Raw genomic sequence first — 24,914 nt, forward strand, 5'->3', positions numbered from 1 at the left:
CCCAAACCACACAAAAGGCTCACCCTGGCAATCTGCCACAATGAACCTCGTGTTGATCAAGATCGAATTAACCCGCTCGTCTAGGGCAGAACGACGACATCGCCCGGTTTTAAGCCGCTAACCACTTCTGTCTTATCCCCCGACTCCATTCCAGCCTGGATGGTTAGTGGCTCTGTCTGTCCGTTCCCTTTGTCTAACAGGACATAAGGTTCGGTCTGATCCCGCATAATCGCCAGGCTGGACACAACGGTCACTTTGTCCTTCCGCGTTGTCTCGATATCCCCTTCCAGACTCACGCCTCCATACATTCTGGCGTCCGGCTTCAGATCAATGACCACATCAAACTGAGAAGCCTGCTTGAGGTCCGTATCGGTACTCTTGCGGGCGAATTTGGACACCTTACTCACCTTCCCGGTGAATTCCAGGTCTTTCTGCGCTGTCATTCGCACCTTAACTGGCATTCCCACCTTAAGTCTGAACATTTCTTCTTCACCAACAATCGTCATGAATTTCAGTTTGCTGGTGTTCGTAATGGACCCTATGAGCTGTCCTTCCGTCACCGCACGTGTTTTGCTGTCCTCTTCATTCATCTGAAATATACCAGAAGCAGAAGCATACACAACGGACTTGCTCATCACGGCCTGCTTTTTCTGTATCTCCTTTTCCTTGAGGACCAGCGCTTTTTGATTCAACTCATTTGTTAGACGTTTGCCTTCCCGGTCTGCAAATGCCTTCTTGCGTTCCTCTTCCGTCACGCCAAGTGACTCGCTCATATTCGCCTGATCCAGGCTAACCTGATTCATCTTATTTTCCAGTTGAGCTTTCTCCAGATCGCTCTGCAACTGCTCTACTTCCGTTTGTAACGCGGACGGGTCGAGAGTATACAGGACATCGCCTTTGTTCACCTGCTCACCACTTTTCACGTGCCATTGCTTGATGTTGGAAGCATACGGAGCAAATATATCGGTCTGATCGGTATATACGGATTTCCCCTTCACCTGAATCGTTTGCGTCATCGTTTCCTGTGTCACATCAAAGGTAATCGGGGGCGGAATCTCGATAGGTGCCTCCGGTTTTGGCTTGTACTTTTCATACAACCAGTACCCCACACCTGCCAAAAGTACAACGGTGATGATAATTTTAATCCACTTCTTCATGTGCCCAATTTCCCTTTCGCTAATAAAATTACATCGATTTGATCACAGTTAATGCATTGGTTCGGGATGCGCTGATTGCCGGATATATACCCGATACAATACCGACCAGCACAGCAAACACGATGCCGAGCGGCAAAGCAGACTGCTGAATAGCCACGGTCATCGGGCCATTGACCTGATTTGCCATCTGACTCGCCAGCAGACTGTTCACCCCGCCGAGGGCAGCAAAGGCAATCCCTACACCAGCCATGCCACCCATTAACCCAAGCATCGCTGCTTCCGTAATAAACATCTGGCGGATCTGCCACAGATTTGCACCCAGCACCTTCATCACACCGATTTGTTTACGCCGCTGATGCGTAGACATGATCATTGCCACAATAATGGACAACGAGGCCAGCAGCATAATAAAACCACCGATCCCCAATGCTGCTTTTTGGTACATCGCCAGTTGGCCTGCCATCGCTTCCTCCTGGAACAGATTACTCTGTGTGTTCAACGTTAGCTTTTTAATCTGTTCTTCCACCTGGGATACATAACGTTTGTCTTCAACCTTGACCAGAGCCGAGTTAAGATGCTTGGCCGCACTGCTGTCGGCCTGCTGTAATCCAAGCTCATCCTGCAATGCACGAGCTGTATCGAGCGGCAGATATACCTTTTTATCGTTTTGAGCACTCATCTCATCCATGTTGGAAGGCTTCATCAACTCTCCAGACACGCGTATAGAGCCACTCATTTTGGTTTTGCTCGCATTCGCATAATCCTCATATCGAAACTGAACAAGCTGCTGAACCAGCTGATCCTGCTTCGCTGACATTTCCGTATACTGCTCCAAAAGCTCATTGTTATATGGATCAGCATTCAACTGCTCAAATAACTTCTGAGTTACTTTGGGGTCCACGAGTCCAAATGCAGCCCCATAACTGGTCACCGCCATACGACCATCCTCTGCCCCACGTCCCTCAGCATACTTGTATCCAAATCCGCTCAGGGTCTCTAGTTGGGTACCGATGACCTCAACATACGTACTGCGACCATCCGGAAGCACCATTTCGAGCGAATCCAGCTTTAACATGGGAGCCACCGCAACAACATGGGGAAGTCTTTGGATAATCTGAATTTTCTCCAACGTCAGCGCCCCACGTTCAAACTTCGATGTCTGACCACTCCCCTTGCCGTTGCCGGTACGAATGCCTTCATTAGGTGTAATCGTAATCTCATCCATCTTGTAATTGTCGTTCAATGTTTTCTCGCTATAGGTCTGTACGGACTGCCCTACACTAAGTGCAATGATCATGGCAGCAGAACCGATGGACAGCCCCATCATGCACAGCAATGTGACCATTTTTCTGCGAATGATCTGTCCCCAGGCCATACGTGCTACATCCCGTATTCTCACATTTCCTCTCCTTTTGCCTCAAACTTCCCTTATGGCCTCTTCGACCAGTATTCCATGTTGCAGTGTAAGCACGACTTGCATCTGCTCCGCGACCTCTGCTTCATGTGTCACAATGACAAAGGTCGTATTCATATCCCGGTTAAGCTGCTGCAAAATCGCAATGATCTCTTCCTCCGTCTCGGTATCCAGATTCCCGGTAGGCTCATCTGCAAAGATCACCGAGGGTTCGGTAATGAGCGAACGTGCAATACTGACACGTTGTTGTTGACCGCCCGACAACTGAGACGGGAACAAGTTTGCTTTTTCCCCCAGTCCAACCTGTTCCAACAGCTTCAATGCTTTTGCTTTGCGTTTCGAAGGGCTTATCCCCATAAACACCAAGGGTAATTCTACATTTTCCCGGATCGTAAGATTGGACAGCAGTTCATAGGATTGAAAAATAAACCCGATATGACTACGCCTGAACTCAGCCAGGCGATTTTCACTGAAACGTACAATATCTTGTCCCGCAATTAGAATCTTGCCCTGATCCGGTTTCATCAGCCCCGCCATCAGATTCAGCAGTGTTGACTTGCCTGAACCAGAACTGCCCAGCAGAGCCACCATCTTGCCTTCTCCAATCGTCAGGTTGATATCCTGAAGCACTGGCACGGTTCCTTGGCCATTGCGGAACGAGTGGGATAATTGTTCAACTTGAAGCATTACTGCATGTCTTCCTTTCTACTTGCTAAATATGTACAGATTCGCGTCGCACATTCCCTCTTCATTATAGGATGGAGATGTATCCGGGCTGGCCGGAGTTGTATCCAACTTGTAAAATGTCACAACAAAAAGACCTTGTCCGCAGAGTAGCTATTGCCAGCTCTATCCAGACCAAGGTCTTATATTTGAATACTTTCCGCAGCTTACCAGGCTCTGAAGCTAAAACGGTACATCTCACTTTTATCCATCGTACTGCCCACTGCAAATAGATCATCGTCATTCCATTTCAGATTGATGAAGTTATCAATATTGCGGTAGATTACCGTATCGGACGAAAGCTCGCTGTCATTCAGGTAGGCAATATGCAACTCATTCTTCTGATTCTGAATATCCATTGGATAAAAGTAAGCGATTCGCGATTCATCTTCATTCAAATCAAAGTTCCAGATAGAACCTTGTAATACCAGATCATACTGTTCCTGCGCTGCACGATACCGATACAACCCCTGTACCTTATTCAGCGTTCCCTGGATGAGCATGTCACCATTTTTCAGCAACTTGAATTGTTGAATGTCTTCCATTGCAGCATACGCCTTCACTTCATGCTCGTCCTCAAGCGATACACGATAGATGGCATAGTTGTCTTTCAGCATCACCAGCATATAAAACTGCTTCTGGTCTTCACTGACCTGCAACACATCCATCACGATAAACGTATCATTCGAACCTTTCCCTTGTCTTGGTCCTGTGAACATGCCCATCAGCTCATCATACGTGTAGATGACTTGACTCGTCCCCTTGCTCAGATCTACTTGTTTGAATAAAAGATCATCCTGACCGATATAGGATTCGTCCCCTACAAACACTCTGTAATACGAATTGTCGCTCGGAAGCTTGCGACGTTCCCCGCTCTCAATCACATACTCATATGTCGTCTTCTGCGCCTGACCCGACCGGTACTGGGAGTAAATGATCTTCTTGTGATCCGGGCTGATCGCTACACCATATTCCGTATTACTCGCAATACTCTTCACTTCATTATCATCCAGATGCAGGAGAGACAGCTGAAGGCTGGAATACGAAGATTCCAGTTGATTCAATATAATCGTGTTCCGGTCTACCACTTCAAAATCAAAAATCGCAAAGTCATTTGGAATCTTGGTAGCCGACTCGATCTGAATGGTACTGCTCGGTGGTGGTGCCAGACGGTTATTGAATTGCTCACTGGGCAAGATCACTGTTCTAGGCTTGAGATTTCCGATACTGAACAGGCTGCCAATCCCGAAAATTCCGCTGACAAATGCGATCAACAGCCCTGACAGCATTAATCTGTCGCGGTTTTTACGCCAAAATCCGGAATGTCTCATGCGTTCATTTCCCCCGGAAGACTGATATTTACTTGTGTCCCTTCCCGCATGATGCTCTTCATCTCTACTGTTCCTCCATGACGCTCAACGATGTTCTTCACAATAGACAGACCAAGCCCGGCACTGCCCTTCTCGGCCCTGTTAATTCCTTTATCCTGGTAAAAGGGTTCAAATACATGCTGGAGCGCTTCAGCACCGATACCTTCTCCCTGATCACGAATTACAATAGCGATGGAATCACCTAACCGGAAGGATTGTACTTCGATGATGGAGTTCACATCACTGTACTTCACCGAATTATCCAGGACGTTGAGGAAGACCTCTTTCAGCTTGTCCCGATCTCCCTGTAGATACTGATTCTCCTCCAGCTCATAATGAATGCCTATATTGTACTTGCTAGCCTTTATCGACATATCTTCACAAGCTTCACGAATAATATCGGATACATCGATACGTTCGAATCGGTACGCCTGAATGACCGCAGACGAGACCGAGACCTCCAGGATATCCGCAACCATCGTGTTGAGACGCTGGCTTTCTTTGATAATATAATTCATGCCTTTGTCAAAAAAGTCCTGATCGGTAAATCCATTATCCCGCAAAATCTGGGCGTACCCCAGAATTGTCGTTAGCGGTGTCTTTAATTCATGTGTCACATTGTCAAAAAAGACTTTGCTTCGCGCCTGCACTTGCTTCACTTCGTCCCGCTCCCGCTCAATCACATCAATCTGCTCCCGTACCCGATCAATCATGACGGTGAAGCTTGAAGCCAATTCACCGATCTCATCCTTGGTGGTAATCTGAATGTCTGCATTCAGACTTCCCTGAGCCACTTCCGCAGAACGTTTCGTGAGTACACGGATGGGCTGTGTAATTTTCCGGGAAATAAAGATGGACGCGATAAATACAAATACGAAAATAACCGCTGCAAATAACTTGATCGTATTCTGGAACCGGAGATTGCTTCTGTACAAGTCCGTATAATCCTTTTCCAACTGTACAATACCAATCAATTGTTGATCCATCTGGAGTGGGAAGGACAGGCTGGAGGTGACACGACCTTTATCCACAACTGTGGTGTAAGCGATCCGGGATCGTATGGCCTCCTCCACATCAGGATGGTCAGAGCGCTTAGCAACGTTAACCTCGCTGCCAGCAGATCCATAGGGCGAAGCATCGGGACCGTATACCGTAATCTTCCCGCCAACGGCTGAACCAATCTGCTCCGCGAGCTCGCGGTTTCCGGCTTCGAGCGAGTCTCTGCTCATGCGTTTGTTATGAATCAGGAAGTACTGATTCAGCGCGATGTCCAGGTTTCTTTTCGATTGCACCATATCCTCATGCACTTCCCGGTACATATTCTCCTGTGCCACCTTATTGGACAGAATCAGCAGAACGGAGAATCCGATAAAGACGATGACCGAGAATAGCACCACCATTTTGAACTGGATCGTCCACTTCATGTCTGTACCTGAATATTCAGCTTGTACCCCACACCGAATACCGTTTCAATCATCGATATGCCTTGCACACCACTATCCAGCTTCTTGCGAATCCGTTGCACATGAATGTCCACCGTTCGCGTATCCCCTGCAAAATCAAATCCCCATACCTTGTCCAGCAGCTCAGAACGTGTGTGCACCTTACGATGGTGGGTCACGAGAAATAACAACAGATCATATTCCTTATTCGTGAGTCCGGCACGTTCCCCGTCTTTCCAGACTTCCCGTTCATCCTTGCGAATCTCAATGTGCTTGCCGAGCCTTACTACCTCATAGGACTGATTCTCCAGTGTCTCACTGATGAGGTCAATTCGGCGAAAGATTGCCCGAATGCGCGCAACCACCTCACGGATATCAAAAGGCTTCGTGATATAGTCATCAGCACCCAGCTCCATGCCAAGTACCTTGTCCAGCATGTCCGACTTGGCGGTGATCATGATGACGGGTATCTTGGAATTCACAGATAATTGCCTGCACACATCAAAACCGCTCATGTCTGGCAGCATCAGATCCAGCAGAATCAGATCCGGCTTCGAATCCCGAAGCAGATCCAAACCCTCTTTACCTGTAGCTGCTTCCTTGATCTCGAATCCTTCCTTACGTAACGAATAGGACAAAATATCGCGAATGGACTCCTCGTCCTCAATAATTAAAATCTCTTTTTGTCTCATGATACCCTCGTAATCTCCCTGCTCTATGAATTTCATCTGCCTATATTTTGTATCTCAAGCCGTATGCTTGAATAGAGGGAAGCACGAAATGTTACAACTCCGATACAACTCTGAACCGTTTGGAAACAACATCCCGATATACTTGGATCATAAGAGACTCATACCAGACCGGACCCAAGCCTGATCTGTATCCAAGGGGGATTCACATCATATGAACAACACACAAATTAATGATGCTTATATCAACTATAAATCAGAAATCACAAGGTATCTATCCCATATTGTCAAACAACCACAAGATGCAGAGGATCTGGCTCAGGAGTGTTTCATTCGACTGATGAACGTTACCGTGGATATCCCTGAAGATCGGCTTCTCTATTACCTCAAACGGATTGCCCGAAATCTTGCCATGGACAGCTTCCGCAGGCAGACCCGTACACTTAAACGCGACAGTCGTCTGGAGGCACCTACCCATCACTTCGATACACCGCATCTGGAAATTAACGAAGGCGTCGACGATCTGGTCTCCCATATTAACAACACCGAGCATCGTAAAATATTAGAACTTCGCCTCATTCATGGATACTCCATTAAGGAAACGGCAGAGCTGGTGAATCGTAGTGAAGGTATGATTAAATCCTCTGTCTTCCATGCCGTGAATCGAATTCGAGCTAAAGTCATCTCATAGAGATGGCTTTTTTTACCAAAAATTATTAGTGACGGCGGATGGAAGTGTTAAGACAGGATCGAAATACCTATAGATATGTCAAAAGACCCAATTTTACAAATATCGAGTTAATTTTTACAAATTGTTATGACTATGTAAGATTTTCATGTGGTAGAATATGGACGAACTCATGAATCAACTAATATTTGGGAGGGATTTGGTTGGGTAAATTAACAGGTATGCGAGGAGTATTTTTAAAATCACTCTTGGCATTGTCCATGGCTTTGCCGCTTCAGATCGGATTATGGAACGGAGATGCATCGGTTCATGCGGAAGGGCCGACAGACCCGGCACCGTTCATCCAGGCGAAGGTTGTGAACCAAAACGCAGGTAAGAAAGTCTTGTTCGACAACTCACACGGTCAGACGGCTGGAGCTGCAGACTGGGTCATCGATGGAGGTTTCTCCGACTTCGGAAATGCACTCGCGAATGATGGTTATTATGTCAAAGAACTTCGCAAGACGACACCATTTACCTATGATGATCTGAAAGAGTATAACGTATTCGTTATTGCAGAGCCTCAAATTCCTTTCAAAACATCCGAACAGGCAGCATTGAAACAATATGTTGAAACAGGCGGCAGCATCTTCTTCGTTGGAGATCACTACAATGCCGACCGTAACAAAAACCGCTGGGATGGCTCAGAAGTTATCAACGGCTATCGTCGGGGAGCCTTTGAAGATCCAACCAAAGGTATGAGCACAGATGAGCGCAATTCAGAAGCCATGCAAAATGTAACCAGCACAGACTGGTTGTCCGATAACTTCGGCGTACGATTCCGCTATAACGCACTTGGCGATATCAACGCCAACATCGTCGTACCGGCAGATCAAGCCTTCGGCATCACGGAAGGCGTATCGGCTGTAGCGATGCACGCCGGTTCAACACTCGCAATCACTGATCCGGAAAAGGCAAAAGGCATTGTGTACCTGCCAAAAACCAACGCCAAATGGAATAACGCGGTGGACCAAGGCGTATACAACGGCGGCGGGATCGAAGAAGGTCCTTACGTAGCCGTATCCAAGCTGGGCGCAGGTAAGGCTGCCTTCATCGGTGACTCCTCTCCAGTAGAAGATGCATCTCCGAAATACTTGCGTGAAGAGACAGGTACACGCAAAACGACTTATGACGGTTTTAAAGAAGCCGATGATGCTGTGTTGCTCGTGAACACTGTGAACTGGCTTGCTACACAAGAGAACTACACGGATCTGACTCAAGTGAACGGACTTGAACTGGATACAGCTACAGCGCTGTTGCCATTCGAAGAGCCGGCTGCTTCCACAGAGCCACAGGCTGAACCTTGGTCCGCACCTGCTGCCGGATACAAGTGGTACGATCGTTCCACGTTCAAGGCTGGTTCTTACGGTGGCCCTGCATCCAGTGCGAACGCTGCATACAGCTTCGTGAAACAGGATACTCTTCCAAATGCAGAAGACTTCCAGATTCGTGTAGTTGTGGAGAACATGGCTCCGAATACAACCGTATCCGGTTATAGTGCCGGTATCTATCTGACTGGCGGAACACAGGTCGCTATGATCCAGAATGAAAGTGGTACTTGGCCGACATCGTATGGCTATAGCTCCACATTCAGTGTAACCTCGGACAGCCAAGGTCGCGGGATCAAAGATCTGAACGTCCGTATTAAACCGGGTACAACTGGCGCTGCCAGCTTGCGTCTACGTCTGAACGGCAGCAACCTGATCACCAATGCCGTGACCGTTGCTAATGTGCCAGCAGAACAGCTTCCGGAAGAAGAAGGACCGATCCCAGCAGCTATCACCGTTGCTGAAGCACGGACCAAAGCGGTTGGCACTACCGTAACCATCGAAGGTGTTGTTACGACAGAGCCGGGTGCATTCGGTGGACAAGCCTTCTATCTTCAGGATGAAACTGCCGGAATCTACGTGTTCCAGCACACTAGCGGCTTCCATGCTGGTGACAAGGTGAAAGTAACAGCAGCAACAACCATCTATAACAGCGAGTTCGAGCTTACCGATATCATCGCGATTGAGAAAACAGGTACGGCTTCCGTACCTGCGCCAATCGAAGTTACTGCAATTACAGATGCGAACCAAGGACAACTGGTTCAACTGAAAGATGTAACGATCGAGAATATCATCAGTGCTACACCGGTTGGATCTTTTGAATTCGACGCGGTAGCAGCAGATGGCACGAGCACACATATCCGTGTAGATACACGTACAGGTGTGACGGAGACTTCCTTCCCTTATGTTGCTGGTGACAAAATCGATATCACAGGCGTTTCCGCTATTTTCAAAGACGTATATCAATTGAAACCTAGAAGCTTGAATGATTTTGTACCTGCGGAAAATCAAGGTGGAGGCGAAACACCTTCCACTCCAGCTGAAGGGGCACCGGGTAAACCGGTGCTTTCTTCTGATAATGGATATACAACGGGCCTGTTCGAAGGTTCGTATAACGTAAACATGAACCTCTGGTGGGGCGAAAATGGTTCTGAGTACAAACTGTATGAGAATGGAGTTCTTGTGGATACGCAGAAGTTAACTGCGGCTTCACCATCGGCTCAGTCCTCCAAAACGGCTATTACAGGCAAAGCTAACGGAACATACACGTATGTAGCTGAGCTGACGAACGACAAAGGAACTACACGCAGTGACGAGCTGACCGTTCAAGTAACGAACGCTGCTCCAGGGAAAGCGAACTTGTCCCAAAACAACTGGGATGGTGACGGCAACTACAACGTATTTATGAACCTCTGGTGGGGTACGAACGCAACCGAATACCGTCTCTATGAGAATGATGTATTGATTGATACACAAGCATTGAAAGCTGCTACACCAGCTTCTCAAAGTGCTACAACGGAATTGTCCGGTCGCGCTAACGGAACGTACACGTACCGCGCTGAGCTAATCAACGCCGCAGGCGTAACCAGCACCGAGACAATTACGGTTCAAGTTACTAAAGCATTGCCTTTGGCTAGTTAAGTCTCAGTAAAGAAGCCTAACGTTTAACCAAGCAAGTAAAAAACCGAAACCAACATTGCCTGATTCACAGGGCATCCTGGTTTCGGTTTTTTAGTTGAAAGCACACATATCGGTGAAACGGGTGAAGTGGCCACATTTATTGACGATCGTGCATGTAGGACCTCTGTCCAGAAAGTAGATACTGGACCTCTGGCAAGAAAGTAGACACGTATGCTACGGACTTCCCTAATTGTTTCATTTGCTAGGTGCTAACGAACCTGACAGATCTTATTCGGCCATTATGGCCAAATTCTAGAATCTAACGAACCTCAGCATCGCTATTTAACTATATTTCAGTTACCAAAGGGTTAAATCAGGCAAAACGCAACATATAACGTCACTACGATTCGTTAGAATTCCAGTGATGCCTTATGAGGCAAAATAGGGACTCTCAGGTTCGTTAGCCCAGCTCCCGCAAGTCTAAGCTAAATTGTTTAAATGCCTTAGCGAAGACGCAGAGCGCTGGTTCATTTCAAGCGTTCTGGTTCATATCCATTTCTAACAAATAAAATGCTGTTCCATACAGCAGAATATGCGGCCACGGCGATGATACTAATGACAAAAATCAAGTTCATCTGTGTAAACGCATAACTGCTGCCCGTGAAAATGATCAGGATTGCACTGAGTCCCATATTTTCTTTGTTATGCTTTTTAAACTTCTGAAAGATCATTCTGTATAATAATAGGAGCACGATAGTTCCAATCCATATATATTGAAATATTTCCATAGGTCACCTTCCTTTTAATAAAGTCACTTCTTGTATATTGGTATTTATGAGAATTATTGATTAATATCCTTAATTCCCTTTATATAGAAACCTATTAATCATACATGTACTTGGAAAATAATTCAATCACTCTTATACATATTCTTTGAACCCTCTTATTCCTCAACGGTTAGCAGAGCAATAACAACACTCCATTGTTTATTTGCAGACACAAAAAAGACTATCCCTGCCAATGTTCCGGCACCGAATAGCCCTCTCTACTTACGCTATCAACTTATCTTAATTTATCATCTAATATATTCGTAGCGCCACATTAACTCTACACCAGCTTCTTACGAATATACCCTGAGATCAAATCGATAATCGTGATCATCACAATAATACCCAGCAGGATGATACCTACTCGCGGCCAGTTCCGTGTGCTGAGTGCAAAGATCAGCGGTGTACCGATACCCCCTGCTCCAATTACACCCAGTATGGTTGCAGAACGGACATTAATCTCGAAACGATACAACGTATAGTTCAGGAAGCCAGGCATAACCTGCGGCAGGATGGCAAACCACAACTGCTGCATGCGATTGGCTCCAGAGGCGAGCAGCGCCTCAGATGGACCATAGTCTATATTTTCAACTTCATCTGCGTACAATTTGCCTAACATTCCTATCGAGTGCAATCCAAGGGCGAGTACCCCTGCGAACGATCCGGGGCCTACTGCCTTGATGAACATCAAAGCCATGATAATCTCGGGGAACGTACGGATGAAGCTGAGTACCATTTTACCTGCACCCGAGATGGAACGATGACCACTCATATTGCGGGCAGACCAGAATGCAAACGGGATACAGAGCACTGCCGAGATTACGGTACCCAGCACGGAAATCGCGAGCGTATCCAGTAGACCTCGCAGCAAGTCTTCTCCTTCAGGCAGATATACAAAATCCCAGTCTGGTGAGAAAATCCCGGCTACAATGGCCTTCATAATCTGAGCGGCGGTTTCTTTGAAACCAGTAAACGGTACACCGGCAAGCGCCCAAACATACACAAGGATCAGCAGTAATACAATAACCCAGCGTAGCGGGTTTTTCCGTGGTTTTGGCCGGATGCGGCTTGTTTCATTTTTCATCATAGCAATTTCTCCCGCAGCTTAGTACTTACATAATCAATGACCAGGACGATGACGAGGGTAAACAGAATGATTACGCTGGTCTTGTCATACTCCAGGAATCCAAGTGTGGCCTCATAGTAAAGCCCGATCCCTCCGGCTCCCACCAATCCCAGAATGGCAGCAGCACGTATATTAATTTCAAAGGCATACAGCACATAAGATGTGAATTGGGCAGCCAGTTGCGGCACCACGCCATATACAATGAGCTGAATCCGGTTCATACCAACAGCCGTCATCGCCTCAAGCGGCCCCTGATCAATGGTTTCCAGCGTCTCATAGGTCAGCTTCGCAATCAGACCTACGGAGAACACAGCCAGTGCCAAGATTCCGGGGATGGGTCCCAGACCAAACACAGCGACGAACAAAGCAGCAAGCAGCAGATCCGGCACTGTCCGAATCAGGTTGAGCAGAAAACGCGCCGGATAATAGATCCAGCGACTTGGCATCAGGTTACCGGCACAGATGATCGAGATTGGAATGGCGATAATGGCACCAATGGTTGTCCCAATCAGAGCCATTCGGATCGTCTCCAACATGCCTTGCACGATATTGTCAAAATAACTCCACCGAGGAGGAAACATTTCTTTCAACAAGTCCAGCATGTTGGGGAAACCCTCAATCAACTCTGTGAAGGTGGCGTCCGTCTGCTTCGCACTTGCCCACAGAAGAAGCAGAATGATGATCAGGGTGAGTAGATGTTTCGTACGCCCAGGCGGTTTCGGGCGATTCACAACCTGAGCCGGGCTGGAACCAGGTTCCTTCCCCACTCCGCCTGAATTCTGAAGTGGAACGTTGGACTGCCCCTTCATACCACAACTTCTCCCTGCTCGTGCACAGCCTGCTTGTCCAGCAATTCGTCAGCCAGAATGGGTCTGCCATATATTTCAGCAAAGCGCTCATCCGTTGCCTCTTCCACCGGACCGTCGAATACGACCTCACCTGCTCGCAATCCAACAATACGGGTCGCATACTCTCTCGCCAGATCAATAAAGTGAAGATTGACAATGGTGGTAATCCCAAGGTCTTGATTGATGCGTTTCAGGTCATCCATGACTTGCTTCGTTGTAAGTGGGTCGAGTGAAGCAACCGGTTCGTCGGCCAGAATGATTTTCGCTTCCTGCGCAAGGACACGAGCAATAGCGACACGCTGTTGTTGACCACCGGACAACTGATCTGCACGGGAATAGGCTTTTTCTGAAATATTAACCCGATCCAGCGCAGTGAATGCCAGTTCAATATCCTCTTTTGGAAAACGCCCCAGAATAGTACGCATGGTGGAATGGTATCCAACTCGTCCAGCGAGTACATTACGGAGTACACTGGACCTTTTCACTAGATTGAAGCTCTGGAAAATCATACCGATATCGCGTCTGATCATGCGTAGCCGTTTGCCCTGTGCCTTCGTGATGGAACTTCCATTAATCAGAATCTCACCTTCACTAATGTCGTGCAGTCGGTTAATGGATCGCAGGAGAGTTGATTTACCCGCACCGGACAAGCCGACTACAGCAATGAATTCACCCTGCTCAAATTTCAGATTAATATTATCCAGGCCCTTGGTGCCGTTAGCGTAAGTTTTAGTAACGTTATGAAGCTCAATCATGGCAATAATCCTTCTTTCATTCATAATGATCAACCATACATAAGTCCTTGCTATAATGGCACAAGCCAGCGCAGCGTAGATCACGCTGAACTGGCCTGTCCATTGCTACGATTAAGCTGTTCCCATCCAAGAGAGCTACTACAAAGTGAACAGATCCCAAACTACTTTTGGATCAGAATTACTCACCTTTCACTTTTTCGCCATACTGACGAACGATCTCGAACTTGCTATCATCGGACTCTACATAACCTTCATGCGTATAGATCTCTTTGATGATCTGGTGACCTTCAGTATCTTTACCGATATCGATGAAGGCTTGTTTGATCTTCGCAGTCCAATCTGCATTCATGTCAGTACGAACAGCAATGGTATCGTTAGGAATAGGCTCAGTGAACGCCAGTACACGTGTATCTTCAAATACAGTTGGATAGTCTTTCGCTACCGTATTGCGGGCATCTTGGAAAATAGCTGCCGCGTCAACGTCACCGTTCAATACAGCGATAACACCTTGGTCATGACCTTTCAATGTTACAGGTGTTACATCTTTCAATGGGTCAATACCTCTGTCCAGCAACAGACCTGCCGGCCATACAAAACCTGCGGAAGACGTTACGTTTTGGTAAGCGACTTTTTTACCTTTAAGTTCTTCGATGGATTGAATCGGCGAATCTTTTTTCACAATGAACATGGATTTATAGGAATCCGCCAACTCTTCGGTTGGAGCACCTGTCTCATCATTTACACCAAAACGTTGTGCTTGCAAAATAACTTGTGCAGCGCCTTTTTCTTTAGCCAGTACATAAGCTGTCGGAGGCAAGAAACCTACGTCTACTTTGTTGGAAGCCATTGCTTCAATAATTGTGTTATAGTCCGTGGATACGCTGACTTTTACCGGAATGCCCAGTTTGTCACCAAGCAACTTCTCAAGCGGTTTCGCTTTGGCTTCAAGTGTGTCTGCATTCTGGGAAGGAACGAATTGAACCGTCAGTTCAGTTGGCACATAACCTTCGACAGGTTTCTCTGTCTCTGTCGTAGACGTACCGGATGCATTGGAACTCGTATTATCCCCGTTAGCCGAACCAGTTGTACTACTAGACCCACAAGCACTCAGAAACATAACCAAAATCAACAATGGTAAAAATAAAGCAGACTTCTTCAAACGAACACCCTCCAAAGAATTTCTATTTTTCAGTACTTATCTACTATAGTTGCCAAATATTAGCGCGATGTGAAACGGAATTTGGAGTTTTGTAAAGTTTCCTGTCAGGCTGTCAGCAGGTCTTGTATCTGTTAGAATAGGCTCATTATGGTTGAAGATATAGGAAGAACATCGGAGATAAAGGCATAACCTTCGGTTCTTCAGCCTATACTGTCTTCTCCGTTTTATGGTAATTCCATAGTTCTGAACTTATATATTAGAGGAGATTGTAAAATGACATCCACAAACCATACGGCAAGCTTCGACATCCTGTTCACCAGTGATCTGCACGGGGCCATCCGACCCATTCATTACAATACTAATGCATACCGCCCGGCCGGACTTGCCCTGCTCGCTTCCCTGATTCGTAAGGAACGCGAACGTTCACCTGAACTGATGCTGGTGGATAACGGGGATCTGCTGCAAGGAGCACCCTTGGCCGCTTATGCAGCTTCACAGGTTTCCATAAACGAAGTACATCCATTCATAACCGTTCTGAATGAACTGGGCTATGATGCAGCAGTTATGGGCAATCACGAATTCAACTATGGTCAGGCCTTATTACGCGGAGCCGTTGAAGCTTCCAACTTCCCTTGGCTGTCTGCCAATATTGTAAAAGATGAGCATCCGGACGCACCTGCCTTCGGTCCTCCATATCTAATCAAAACCCTATCTTCTGGCGTCAAAATCGCCCTATTGGGCGCAACCACGCACTACATACCGAACTGGGAGCACCCGAAGAATATTGAGGGTTTACAGTTCCTTGATGCCATGGAGACCATCCGTACATGGGTTAGCTATATACGCGAGCATGAGCAACCAGATGTAATGGTTGTGAGTTATCATGGGGGATTTGAGAGTGATCTGGAGACAGGAGAGCCTGCCGAACGGTTAACTGGAGAAAATCAAGGCTATGCCATCTGCCGGGACATCGAAGGCATCGATGTGCTGCTTACCGGACATCAACATCGTCAGCTTACCGCTAATATTCATGGCGTAACCGTCATTCAGCCAGGATTCAGTGGAAATGGTGCGGGACATGTATCTGTTCAGTTGGAACAATCATCGGGCGGGAAGTGGCGGATTACCGATAAGAAGGCTCGGTTGTTGCTTCTGGATGAACATAGTGGTGTTGAACCTGATGCTACGGTCTTGAAACTTACGGATGAGGTTGAAATTGAGGCACAAGCATGGCTTGATCAACCCATTGGCGAGGTGGCCGGGGATTTATCCATCACCAATGCTACGTCCCTTCGGCTCAAGGCACATCCGTTCATTGCTTTTGTACATCAAGTGCAGATGGAAGCGACCGGGGCAGAACTGTCCAATACAGCGATGCTGAGTGAAGAAGCTCGTGGTTTCGGATGCCACATCACCGTTCGAGACGTGTTATCCAACTTCATCTATCCCAACACGCTGACGGTGCTGGAGCTGAGTGGTCGGGATATCCGAGAAGCGCTGGAACAAACGGCTCGTTACTTTGTAGTGAATGCTTCTGGTGAAGTTGCCGTGAATCCGGCCTATATGGAGCCCAAACCTCAGCATTATAATTATGATATGTGGGCTGGCCTAGAGTACGAATTAGATATCTCCCAACCTGTCGGCAGTCGAGTTGTGAAGTTGGAACGTGAAGGCAAACCCATGGATATGGATGGCAGTTACTCTGTAGTAATGAACAGCTACCGTGCTGCTGGCGGCGGGGATTATGCGATGTATCCGGGCAAAAAGGTGCTGCACGAGGGTGCTACAGATATGGCCGCACTGGTGGAGGATTATATTCGCAGACACCAGCCGTTAACGGTGGAGCAGGCGGACAACTGGACAGTTGTTGGCAGTTAAATGAGAAAGAGCAGATCCTGTGATCAGGATCTGCTCTTTATTTTAAACCTATAACTTCTTATAGAAACGTAATGTACCTGACTTCAGACCTCGTATTTTCAATACCTATTAGAACTGAACTGACCATTAGCTTAAAGAAAAAGCAACCACTTGGTTGAACGGCTGCTTACTTGTTCTTATTGAATTGTCCTGTCCTCGTCCCGTTATCCGATATATTGAAGGATTAACTGATATAACGCTATGGAAAATCCTAAGATACTCGCTTTCATTTTAGATGGATGATTTCTTTCGCTGCGAATCAAATAAAAGAAAACCACAATAAACCCTGCAGGGATCCATAGCTCAAAGATACCATCTTTTGTACTTTGAGAATAAATTGGAGTAATGAAAGTACTAATCAAAAAGTAAAAGAAAACCGTAAAACGTCTTGTTTCTAATTGCTTGCTCCACCTTACCAGAAAGAAAAGAATAATAATTGCGATAATCGTAATGTGTACAGGGGGGAGAAGAATAGAAACATTCCCAAATTTGAATTCCATTCCACATTGCCCTCCTCTCTTATTATGCATAACTTGCCTGACTATAGGCATACGTGTATAAATTCATTCTCATTCTTCAAAACCGCTAGCAACCTCCCAAAAACAACCCATTCCATTATATCCATATTTTAATACATCGTCATAGTTTAATTTCCAATGTTTCTCAATTAAATATGCAAAAAGAGCAGAAGTGAGGAGCATCAATCCCTCATCCCTGCTCTTTTTCATAACTACAAGCTTTCTAATACATGTCACTTATTATCCAAAATGACTACTGCGCTTTCTTACGCAGCTGACTGTAATACAACTCGCTGTAGAAACCGCCTTGTTCCAACAAAGCATCATGCGAGCCTTGCTCCAACAGATGACCATCCTTCAGTACCAAAATCCGATCAGCCTGGCGAATCGTGTTGAGCCTGTGGGCAATGACAAAGCTGGTACGTCCCTGCATCAGACGTTGTAGCCCTTCCTGGATTTTGATCTCTGTGACGGTATCAATACTGCTGGTCGCCTCGTCCAATACGAGTATAGAAGGGTCGGCCAGAATTGCCCGGGCAATGGCGAGCAATTGCTTCTGTCCCTGACTAATGCCACTTCCGTCGGCTTGCAGCACTTTGTCATACCCATCCTTCATACGCACGATGAAGGAATGGGCATTCGCCAGCCGGGAGGCTGCTTCCACTTCTTCATCCGTCGCGTCCAGACGGCCAAAACGAATATTTTCCCGAATCGTGCCCTGAAAAAGAAATGAATCCTGAAGCACAAATGCCATATGTGACCGTAGATTCTCACGCCGAATGGTGGTCATATCACGACCATCTACCGTTAATGTGCCACCCGTCGGATCATAGAAGCGGGATAATAACTGGATCAGTGTCGTTTTCCCCGCTCCGGTCGGTCCTACAAGAGCAATCATCTCACCCGGTTTGGCTTCGAAGCTGATCTCATGCAAAATGTTACGTCCTTCATCGTATCCAAAGGATACTTTGTCGAAGCGAACGGCTCCCTCTACCTTATCCAGAGATACCGCTGCCCCTTCATCCTTCGCTTCCTCATCTTCGTCCAGCACCTCGAATACACGCTCAGCCCCCGCAATCGCGGACAATAACGTATTCCACTGGTTCGCCAGATCATTCAGCGGACGAGTGAATTGGCGAGCATATTCCACAAAGATAATAATCACCCCGACCGTAACCGAACCCTGAATCGCCAGAATACCACCGATGCCCGCTACAATCGCAAAGCTCAGGTTATTCAATCCATTCATCAGTTTCGGAATAAAACCAGAGATCGTCTGTGCCCAGAAACCGGAAATCCGGATGCGGGTATTTCGTTCCTCAAAACCTCGAATCACCCGCTCCTCTTGGGAAAATGCCTTAATGATCCGCTGACCGGATAACGTCTCTTCGATATAACCGTTGAGTTCACCCAGATTGCGCTGCCGTTCCTTGAAGAGCGGTCCGGTTCTGCGCGTAATCCAACGCATGCCGATGGCCATCAAAGGCACGACGATAAAGGTAAGCAGGGTCAGCAGTGGGCTGAGCCAGAGCATGACGCCAAACGTTCCGAGAAGCGTTAACACACTCGAAAAAATCTGGATGGCCGAGCTGTTCAGCGTACCGCTGACATTCTCAATATCATTGGTCACCCGACTCATAATCTCACCCTGCTGGCGTTTACCGAAGAATGGAATCGGCAATTTGTGCAGATGGGAGAATAGATCATACCGCATGCGGTACACCGTTTCCTGTGCAATTTCAATCATCCATATGTTCTGGAGCCAGGATGTGAGCGAGAATAAGACGTAAACTGCCGTTAATCCAATCAGAAACCGGGTCCAGCTTGAGCCGGCTTCACCCGCAATGAAATCATCCACAGCCACCCCCACCATATAGGGGCCAAGCAAAGCGAGTGCGGAGCTGGCAAACACCATCAACAGCACCATGGACAGCTTGACCTTACGTCTTGCCAGATAGGTCCAGATTCGGCCTAATGTACCTGACCAGTTCTTCGCTCGTGCCTTGGGTTTGCGGCCACCACCTGACCGTAGCGTCTCAGGATCAATCGGCGGCGGTGGCTGACGGAAAGGCTCAATGAATGCTTTGAACATGCTGTGCGCCCTCCCCGTATTGTGATTCATGAATTCGACGATACAGCTCTGACGATTCCATCAGGTCTTCATGTTTTCCCTGCCCAATGAGTTGTCCATCATCGAGCAGCAGAATCAGGTCCGCCGAAGTGGTCGAACTGATCTTCTGGGTGATGATAAACGTGGTACACGACAATTCTTCCAGTGCATCCAGCAGCCTGCCTTCTGTGGCTACATCTAGCGCACTCGTGCTATCGTCCAGAATCAGAATTCTCGGCCTACGTACCAGTGCTCGTGCAATGGAAAGTCGCTGCTTCTGTCCACCTGAGAGATTAACTCCCCGTTGACCCAGCAATGTATCATAACCGTTTGGTAAATTCTCAATCGTTTCATGGATCTGCGCGCGCTTCGCGGCTTCCACGATCTCATCTAAGGTAGCATCTTCCCGACCCCAGGCAATATTCTCCCGCACGGAACCGGTAAACAGGATGACCTCTTGCGGCACATAACCAATCGCCCCACGCAGCATGGACAGATCCAGCTCTGCTGCATCGGTACCATCAATCCGTACCATTCCTTGATCCTCTGTGTATAAGCGTGGAATGAGCTGCACCAATGAAGACTTGCCTGAGCCTGTTGCTCCCATAATGGCAATACGCTCCCCCGCTTTTGCAGTGAATGTGATGTTATCCAATACTGTAATTTCACTATTCGGATAACTGAAGCCTACACTACGGAATTCAACCGCTCCCTGCACCGTGCGCTGTTTCTTCGCCGTGTATGAAGATTGCGGAAAATGTGAAGATTTCACAGATCCAGCAGATGGTGCAGACGCTGATAATGCCTTTGTCTGTTCAGTCTCGGAAGTGTCCTCCGTATTGAATACTTCATTCAGCCGTTGCGCCGAAGCACTTGCTCTGGAGAAGGTTACCAGAATCCATGACAATGCAGACATGGCACCAATCGTGCGAAGCAGGTAGTTAATGACGGCGACCACTTCACCCACGGTCGCATTGCCAGAGGCAATGTCTACTCGCCCAAACCACAGCACGGCGATGATACAACCGTTCATCATGAGCAGCATGAACGGCATCGTGGTCTCTGTCAGGCGTAGCGCGGAGATCGTGCCTTTCATCAGCTTGCCGCTGAATCCGGCAAAGCGTTCAATCTCGTGGCCCATACGTACGAAGACACGGATCAGCCGGATGCCTGTAAGATTCTCCTGGATGACTCCGTTGACGGCATCCAGTCTGCGCTGCACATTGCGGAACAGCAGCGCTGCCTTTTTGATCATCCACACCACAACGACGAGCAGTACAGGTACCATGACAACCAACAGCAGACCCAATCTTGGATTTACGATTACTGCCATAATCATGCTACCAATGACCACCAGCGGTACACGTGTCATGAAGCGCAGACTCATGAAGACCGTATCCTGAACCTGGGTCACATCCCCCGTTAATCTCGTAATCAGGGACGATGTCGCGAACCGGTTGAAGACCGCATAAGAGAACGTTTGCACTTTCTCATACAGCTTCTCCCGCAAATCGTATCCGAACCCCAAACTTGCATGAGATGCAAAGAACGAACTCGCAATTCCGGCAGCAAAAGCTACAACAGCACTGCCTACGAGCACACCGCCCCATAACCAAACGACAGATAAGTCTCCCTGCTGAATCCCGTTATCGATGATCTTGGAGATCAGATAAGGCTGAGCCAGCTCCACTGCGAGCTCAATTAACATCATGACCAAGGCTGCAATCGCGGCAACTCGGTACTTCTTCAAGTAGAACAACAGCTTGATCATAAGCATTCCTCCGGCTCGGAGCACCCTAAACCGACGACACGTTCCAGCTCAGAGCCTCCATTAGACATGTTGTTTTCTCCACTGCGTCCAATATGTAATCATTTCTATGTACACATATGGTTATTATAGCGTATTTTACAATCCCGCTTCTATTCTTATTACCCTACTTTTCCCAATACAATATACTTCTCATCATTTTGGCAGCAAAAAAAGAAAGGTCTCCCTTCCATACAACACATAGAACCCCGGCCACCGATCGTCCCGGCAGTTAGGGTTCTATATAAGACCTCAGCAGATATATAATTCGTTCACTCATTCAAATTCTATTCAATACTACTATTTCTTTCCGTAAATCTCCTCTACACGCTCTTCCTCATTCGTAGACAACAGAACATTAAGAAATCCCATCGCATTATTGGCATCGGTCCTCGTCGTCTTATACATCTCGGCAAATGCCGCTTCATCCTGCTCCGGGTCCATTGCAGCAAGCTTGCCCCACGACGTGCGGGCCTTGTCGTATAGAGTACTCAACGTGATGTCACGCGGATGCTGTGCTACGGGTGCCATAGATTCAAATTTCGCGGTAATGCTGAAGAAATCCTTGGAGTCATGGAACGATGTACTGCTGTAGTCCTTATTTTTCATCGCATCTTCGATAATCAACAGGCCTTCACGCGCGATAAACAGCGTTTTCACCATGGCACGTTCCAGATTGGTTGCTTCCTCCCAAGTTACATAAGATTCGTCAGGAGCTTGTACAGTTGTGAAAAAAGGAAAGGCATCATCAATCAACCGCTGCGAATCGGAATGAATCGGCACCCCCGCATTCATGTCCACAACGGCATCACTGTAGTTGGCGATATTAATATTTTTAGAACCTTCCTCACTGACCCGACGCACGGGATGATCATTCAGAGGGATACGGATATAACCAAGCTTATCCGCATACTGTTGCTTCAACTCTTCCAATGTGGAGTCCTTTCCAATCTTGCCGTCGTCAGTGGAAGAAGATTCTGCTGTAGCTGAACCTGTCTGCTCACTACCGTTCGAACCGGTTGCTGCGGTTTCTGTTACAGCATTGGAGCTACTTGTCTCTGGTGAAGCAACTTCTGTACTGGCAGCAGACTCCGGCGATGATGATGTCTCCTTAGCTCCGCCACCACAAGCTGTCAAAAACGCCGCCAAACCGAACATGACCGTGAACGTCTTTATCGTGTAATTCCATTTCATCTTCATCGTATGATCTTCCCCTATCGTATGTATATTCCTGAGAACCATTAACCTCTGCTCCAAGCCTTGAACACTCACTTACAAAAATATCCTTTCGGATAACATGCTTGATTCACACAATTGGACATGGTCTACATTCTATCATAAGTTAAAAATCGGTTGTATACGACGATATACCTGTGTCTAAAGCCTTTTACTATGCCGCGCATTAACTACCACGGCAACACAAAAACACTGTCGTCCTTAAGGACAACAGTGTTCGTGAAGCAAGATTATTTGATACCTTTAGCCTTCTCCATATGCTCTGACCGAATCTGAGGATCCGTGGAATTGACGGATGAGAGCAGAGCGTAGATCGCCTGAATATCCTTCTCTTGAAATACGGTCTCAGGAACTTCAGTCTCAAGTCGTTCTGTCTTGCGCTGAATGGTCTCTACCAATTCATGATCGTAGATGATCAGTTCATCCGAATTCACATATCTCACAGCAGGATCAACACTGATGCGGCAACGGTTCGTGAAGGTCACCATGGAGACGAGACGTACTCTTTTGTAGTCTCCAAGGTGTGCATGGATGGCTTCCACATGTGCACGATGCTGCATGAGCGGATTGTACATTTTGACTCGGCTGCTGCTGACCGACCAATTGGCCTCTCTTCGTCCGCCGCGGATCTCACCTGTCGTCAGATTCCGGGTTTCGATCACGAAGATTGCCCGCGGACCGATCACGACATGATCAATCTGCGAATAACCGGAGCGTGACTTCGGATTGGTAACGAGTAAGTCGTTCAGCACTTTATATTCACTTGGAAGACCAATCAGCTGATCTGCTGTACTAGGCTCCTCCGGCTGACGTGTCCAATCCCCTTCCGCTTTTTTCTTGCGCTTACTGCGGACCATACGCGGGGGAATGGTTGTCGTCGATGGTAACGCTGAAGCGGAGGCTGTAATCTGGTTCGCAAGCTCTGGCTGTGTCTTGAACAGAGACAGGATTTTCTTGAACATGGGCAAGCTCCGTTCTATTGTAGTGTGGTTTACGGGTGACCATTACAGGAGGAATAACATCCTTTGACACATTCATTATGTAAACTTCTATTACTTATGTCGGATAAAGAGGGGGAAAAATAAAGGGAAAACGATCAAAATCTCTCCAATACGCAAAGTACATATGAACATTTAACCAATTCTGTGACTTTAGACGCATAAACAAGCCGCAAAATTAAAAAAACAGCGCAACCTTTCCTGAATAGAAAAAGAATACGCTGCTGTTCTCTGGGTTGTTAAGCCTGAAGATAATAGGTGTAGAGCACTTGTGTACCCTTCTCTTCCAGACCATTATTCGCTATTTCTTGATACAGGGATTCGGCCAGCGCCAGTCCAGGCGTTTTCATGCCCATCGCTTTTGCAGACTCCAGTGCAATTCCCATGTCTTTGATAAAATGTTTCACATAGAATCCAGGCTCATAATCGCCTGCGATCATGCGCGGACCGAGATTGCTGAGCGACCAGCTTCCGGCTGCACCGGTAGCAATGCTCTTCAGCACGGTCTCCGCGTCCAGACCAGACGTCTTGGCATAGGCGAGTGCTTCGCATACACCCATCATGCCAGAGGCAATAGCAATCTGGTTGCACATTTTGGTATGCTGCCCGGCTCCCGCCTTGCCTTGCAGTACAATGTTGCTACCCATCTGCTCAAACAGCGGACGCACAGCTTCAAAGGCCTCCGAGCTACCTCCAACCATAATGGATAGCTTCGCGTTCTGCGCTCCGATATCGCCGCCCGACACAGGCGCGTCCAGTGCATGCAGTCCTTTGGCTTCCGCAGCTTCAAAGATTCGTGCAGCCAGTAGCGGACTGGAGGTCGTCATATCAATCAGATATGACCCCGGTTTGGCATTGGCTACGAGACCATCCTCACCGAGATAAATCTCCTCGACATCTTTCGGATACCCCACCATTGTGATGATGACATCACACGTGGCAGCCAGTTTGCCTGGTGTGTCATGCCATACGGCACCTTCTTTTACCAACGCTTCCGCTTTGGCAGCAGTTCGCGTGTAGACATGCAGCGGATATCCAGCCTGCTGGATGTGCCCAGCCATACTTTTACCCATCACGCCTGTACCAATAAAGCCAACTTTCGTCTCTCCAGGTGCTTTCGTCGTATTTGTCATCGCAGGTTTC

21 protein-coding genes are annotated in these 24,914 nt (G+C 47.4%); 3 read left to right on the forward strand and 18 right to left on the reverse strand.

Going from position 1 to position 24,914, the window contains the following annotated elements; all coding sequences use genetic code 11:
• Positions 1 to 80 precede the first annotated feature (80 nt).
• The 6 genes from OM416_RS26835 to OM416_RS26860 form a co-directional block, all read right to left on the reverse strand.
• Complete coding sequence (locus tag OM416_RS26835) at positions 81 to 1,157, reverse strand: efflux RND transporter periplasmic adaptor subunit (protein ID WP_264934588.1); 1,077 nt, start codon at positions 1,155 to 1,157, stop codon at positions 81 to 83.
• A 28-nt stretch (positions 1,158 to 1,185) separates the two neighbouring features.
• The gene (locus tag OM416_RS26840; protein ID WP_264934590.1) at positions 1,186 to 2,556 is read right to left on the reverse strand and encodes an ABC transporter permease; all 1,371 of its coding nucleotides are present in this window, start codon (positions 2,554 to 2,556) and stop codon (positions 1,186 to 1,188) included.
• Positions 2,557 to 2,574: 18 nt separating this feature from the next.
• A complete protein-coding gene (locus OM416_RS26845) occupies positions 2,575 to 3,258 on the reverse strand; it encodes an ABC transporter ATP-binding protein (RefSeq protein ID WP_264934592.1) in 684 nt (227 codons plus the stop codon).
• Between the two features lie 203 nt (positions 3,259 to 3,461).
• Complete coding sequence (locus tag OM416_RS26850; protein WP_264934593.1) at positions 3,462 to 4,625, reverse strand: hypothetical protein; 1,164 nt, start codon at positions 4,623 to 4,625, stop codon at positions 3,462 to 3,464.
• The gene (locus OM416_RS26855; protein WP_264934594.1) at positions 4,622 to 6,088 is read right to left on the reverse strand and encodes a sensor histidine kinase; all 1,467 of its coding nucleotides are present in this window, start codon (positions 6,086 to 6,088) and stop codon (positions 4,622 to 4,624) included. The genes OM416_RS26850 and OM416_RS26855 overlap by 4 nt, the downstream gene beginning before the upstream one ends.
• Positions 6,085 to 6,798: a response regulator transcription factor gene (locus tag OM416_RS26860; RefSeq protein ID WP_036606313.1), complete on the reverse strand. Its 714-nt coding sequence runs from the start codon at positions 6,796 to 6,798 to the stop codon at positions 6,085 to 6,087. Before OM416_RS26860 ends, OM416_RS26855 begins: the two co-directional genes overlap by 4 nt.
• Positions 6,799 to 7,009: 211 nt before the next feature.
• Between OM416_RS26860 and OM416_RS26865 the strand changes: the two genes are divergently transcribed.
• A complete protein-coding gene (locus tag OM416_RS26865; protein WP_264934595.1) occupies positions 7,010 to 7,486 on the forward strand; it encodes an RNA polymerase sigma factor in 477 nt (158 codons plus the stop codon).
• A 218-nt stretch (positions 7,487 to 7,704) separates the two neighbouring features.
• Entirely contained in the window at positions 7,705 to 10,491 is a 2,787-nt protein-coding gene (locus tag OM416_RS26870; protein WP_413775833.1) for a DUF5689 domain-containing protein, read from the forward strand.
• Positions 10,492 to 10,997: 506 nt separating this feature from the next.
• On the opposite strand, the gene OM416_RS26875 is transcribed toward OM416_RS26870, so the two are convergent.
• The 5 genes from OM416_RS26875 to OM416_RS26895 form a co-directional block, all read right to left on the reverse strand.
• Positions 10,998 to 11,258 carry a hypothetical protein gene (locus OM416_RS26875; protein ID WP_264934596.1) on the reverse strand — a complete coding sequence of 87 codons (261 nt, stop codon included), beginning with the start codon at positions 11,256 to 11,258 and terminating at the stop codon, positions 10,998 to 11,000.
• Positions 11,259 to 11,577: 319 nt separating this feature from the next.
• Positions 11,578 to 12,384 (reverse strand): phosphonate ABC transporter, permease protein PhnE, encoded by an 807-nt coding sequence (gene phnE, locus OM416_RS26880; protein ID WP_264934597.1) that lies wholly within the window; start codon positions 12,382 to 12,384, stop codon positions 11,578 to 11,580.
• Positions 12,381 to 13,232, reverse strand: coding sequence for a phosphonate ABC transporter, permease protein PhnE (phnE, locus tag OM416_RS26885; protein WP_264934598.1), 852 nt, complete (start codon positions 13,230 to 13,232; stop codon positions 12,381 to 12,383). The genes phnE (OM416_RS26880) and phnE (OM416_RS26885) overlap by 4 nt, the downstream gene beginning before the upstream one ends.
• Complete coding sequence (gene phnC, locus OM416_RS26890) at positions 13,229 to 14,026, reverse strand: phosphonate ABC transporter ATP-binding protein (protein WP_062837418.1); 798 nt, start codon at positions 14,024 to 14,026, stop codon at positions 13,229 to 13,231. Before phnC ends, phnE (OM416_RS26885) begins: the two co-directional genes overlap by 4 nt.
• 178 nt (positions 14,027 to 14,204) lie before the next feature.
• A complete protein-coding gene (locus tag OM416_RS26895; RefSeq protein ID WP_413775832.1) occupies positions 14,205 to 15,200 on the reverse strand; it encodes a phosphate/phosphite/phosphonate ABC transporter substrate-binding protein in 996 nt (331 codons plus the stop codon).
• 258 nt (positions 15,201 to 15,458) lie between these two features.
• Here OM416_RS26895 and OM416_RS26900 point away from each other — a divergent pair, with 258 nt between their 5' ends.
• A complete protein-coding gene (locus OM416_RS26900) occupies positions 15,459 to 17,063 on the forward strand; it encodes a bifunctional metallophosphatase/5'-nucleotidase (protein ID WP_264934600.1) in 1,605 nt (534 codons plus the stop codon).
• A 203-nt stretch (positions 17,064 to 17,266) separates the two neighbouring features.
• Here OM416_RS26900 and OM416_RS26905 read toward each other — a convergent pair whose 3' ends face one another.
• From OM416_RS26905 to OM416_RS26935, 7 genes are all read right to left on the reverse strand, one after another.
• On the reverse strand, positions 17,267 to 17,602 hold the full coding sequence (locus OM416_RS26905; protein WP_264934601.1) for a hypothetical protein: 336 nt from the start codon (positions 17,600 to 17,602) through the stop codon (positions 17,267 to 17,269).
• A gap of 69 nt (positions 17,603 to 17,671) precedes the next feature.
• Positions 17,672 to 17,830, reverse strand: a complete 159-nt coding sequence (locus OM416_RS26910) for a hypothetical protein (protein ID WP_264934602.1) — start codon at positions 17,828 to 17,830, stop codon at positions 17,672 to 17,674.
• Between the two features lie 43 nt (positions 17,831 to 17,873).
• Positions 17,874 to 19,712, reverse strand: coding sequence for an ABC transporter ATP-binding protein (locus tag OM416_RS26915; protein ID WP_264934603.1), 1,839 nt, complete (start codon positions 19,710 to 19,712; stop codon positions 17,874 to 17,876).
• Complete coding sequence (locus OM416_RS26920) at positions 19,693 to 21,501, reverse strand: ABC transporter ATP-binding protein (protein ID WP_264934604.1); 1,809 nt, start codon at positions 21,499 to 21,501, stop codon at positions 19,693 to 19,695. The genes OM416_RS26915 and OM416_RS26920 overlap by 20 nt, the downstream gene beginning before the upstream one ends.
• Before the next feature lie 336 nt (positions 21,502 to 21,837).
• On the reverse strand, positions 21,838 to 22,737 hold the full coding sequence (locus OM416_RS26925) for a hypothetical protein (protein ID WP_264934606.1): 900 nt from the start codon (positions 22,735 to 22,737) through the stop codon (positions 21,838 to 21,840).
• Between the two features lie 266 nt (positions 22,738 to 23,003).
• Positions 23,004 to 23,735, reverse strand: coding sequence for a nuclease-related domain-containing protein (locus tag OM416_RS26930; protein ID WP_145146239.1), 732 nt, complete (start codon positions 23,733 to 23,735; stop codon positions 23,004 to 23,006).
• Between the two features lie 275 nt (positions 23,736 to 24,010).
• Positions 24,011 to 24,904 carry an NAD(P)-dependent oxidoreductase gene (locus OM416_RS26935; protein ID WP_264934610.1) on the reverse strand — a complete coding sequence of 298 codons (894 nt, stop codon included), beginning with the start codon at positions 24,902 to 24,904 and terminating at the stop codon, positions 24,011 to 24,013.
• Between the last annotated feature and the right edge of the window lie 10 nt (positions 24,905 to 24,914).

It is taken from the genome of Paenibacillus sp. LS1 (genome assembly GCF_026013365.1).
Lineage (GTDB): Bacteria > Bacillota > Bacilli > Paenibacillales > Paenibacillaceae > Paenibacillus.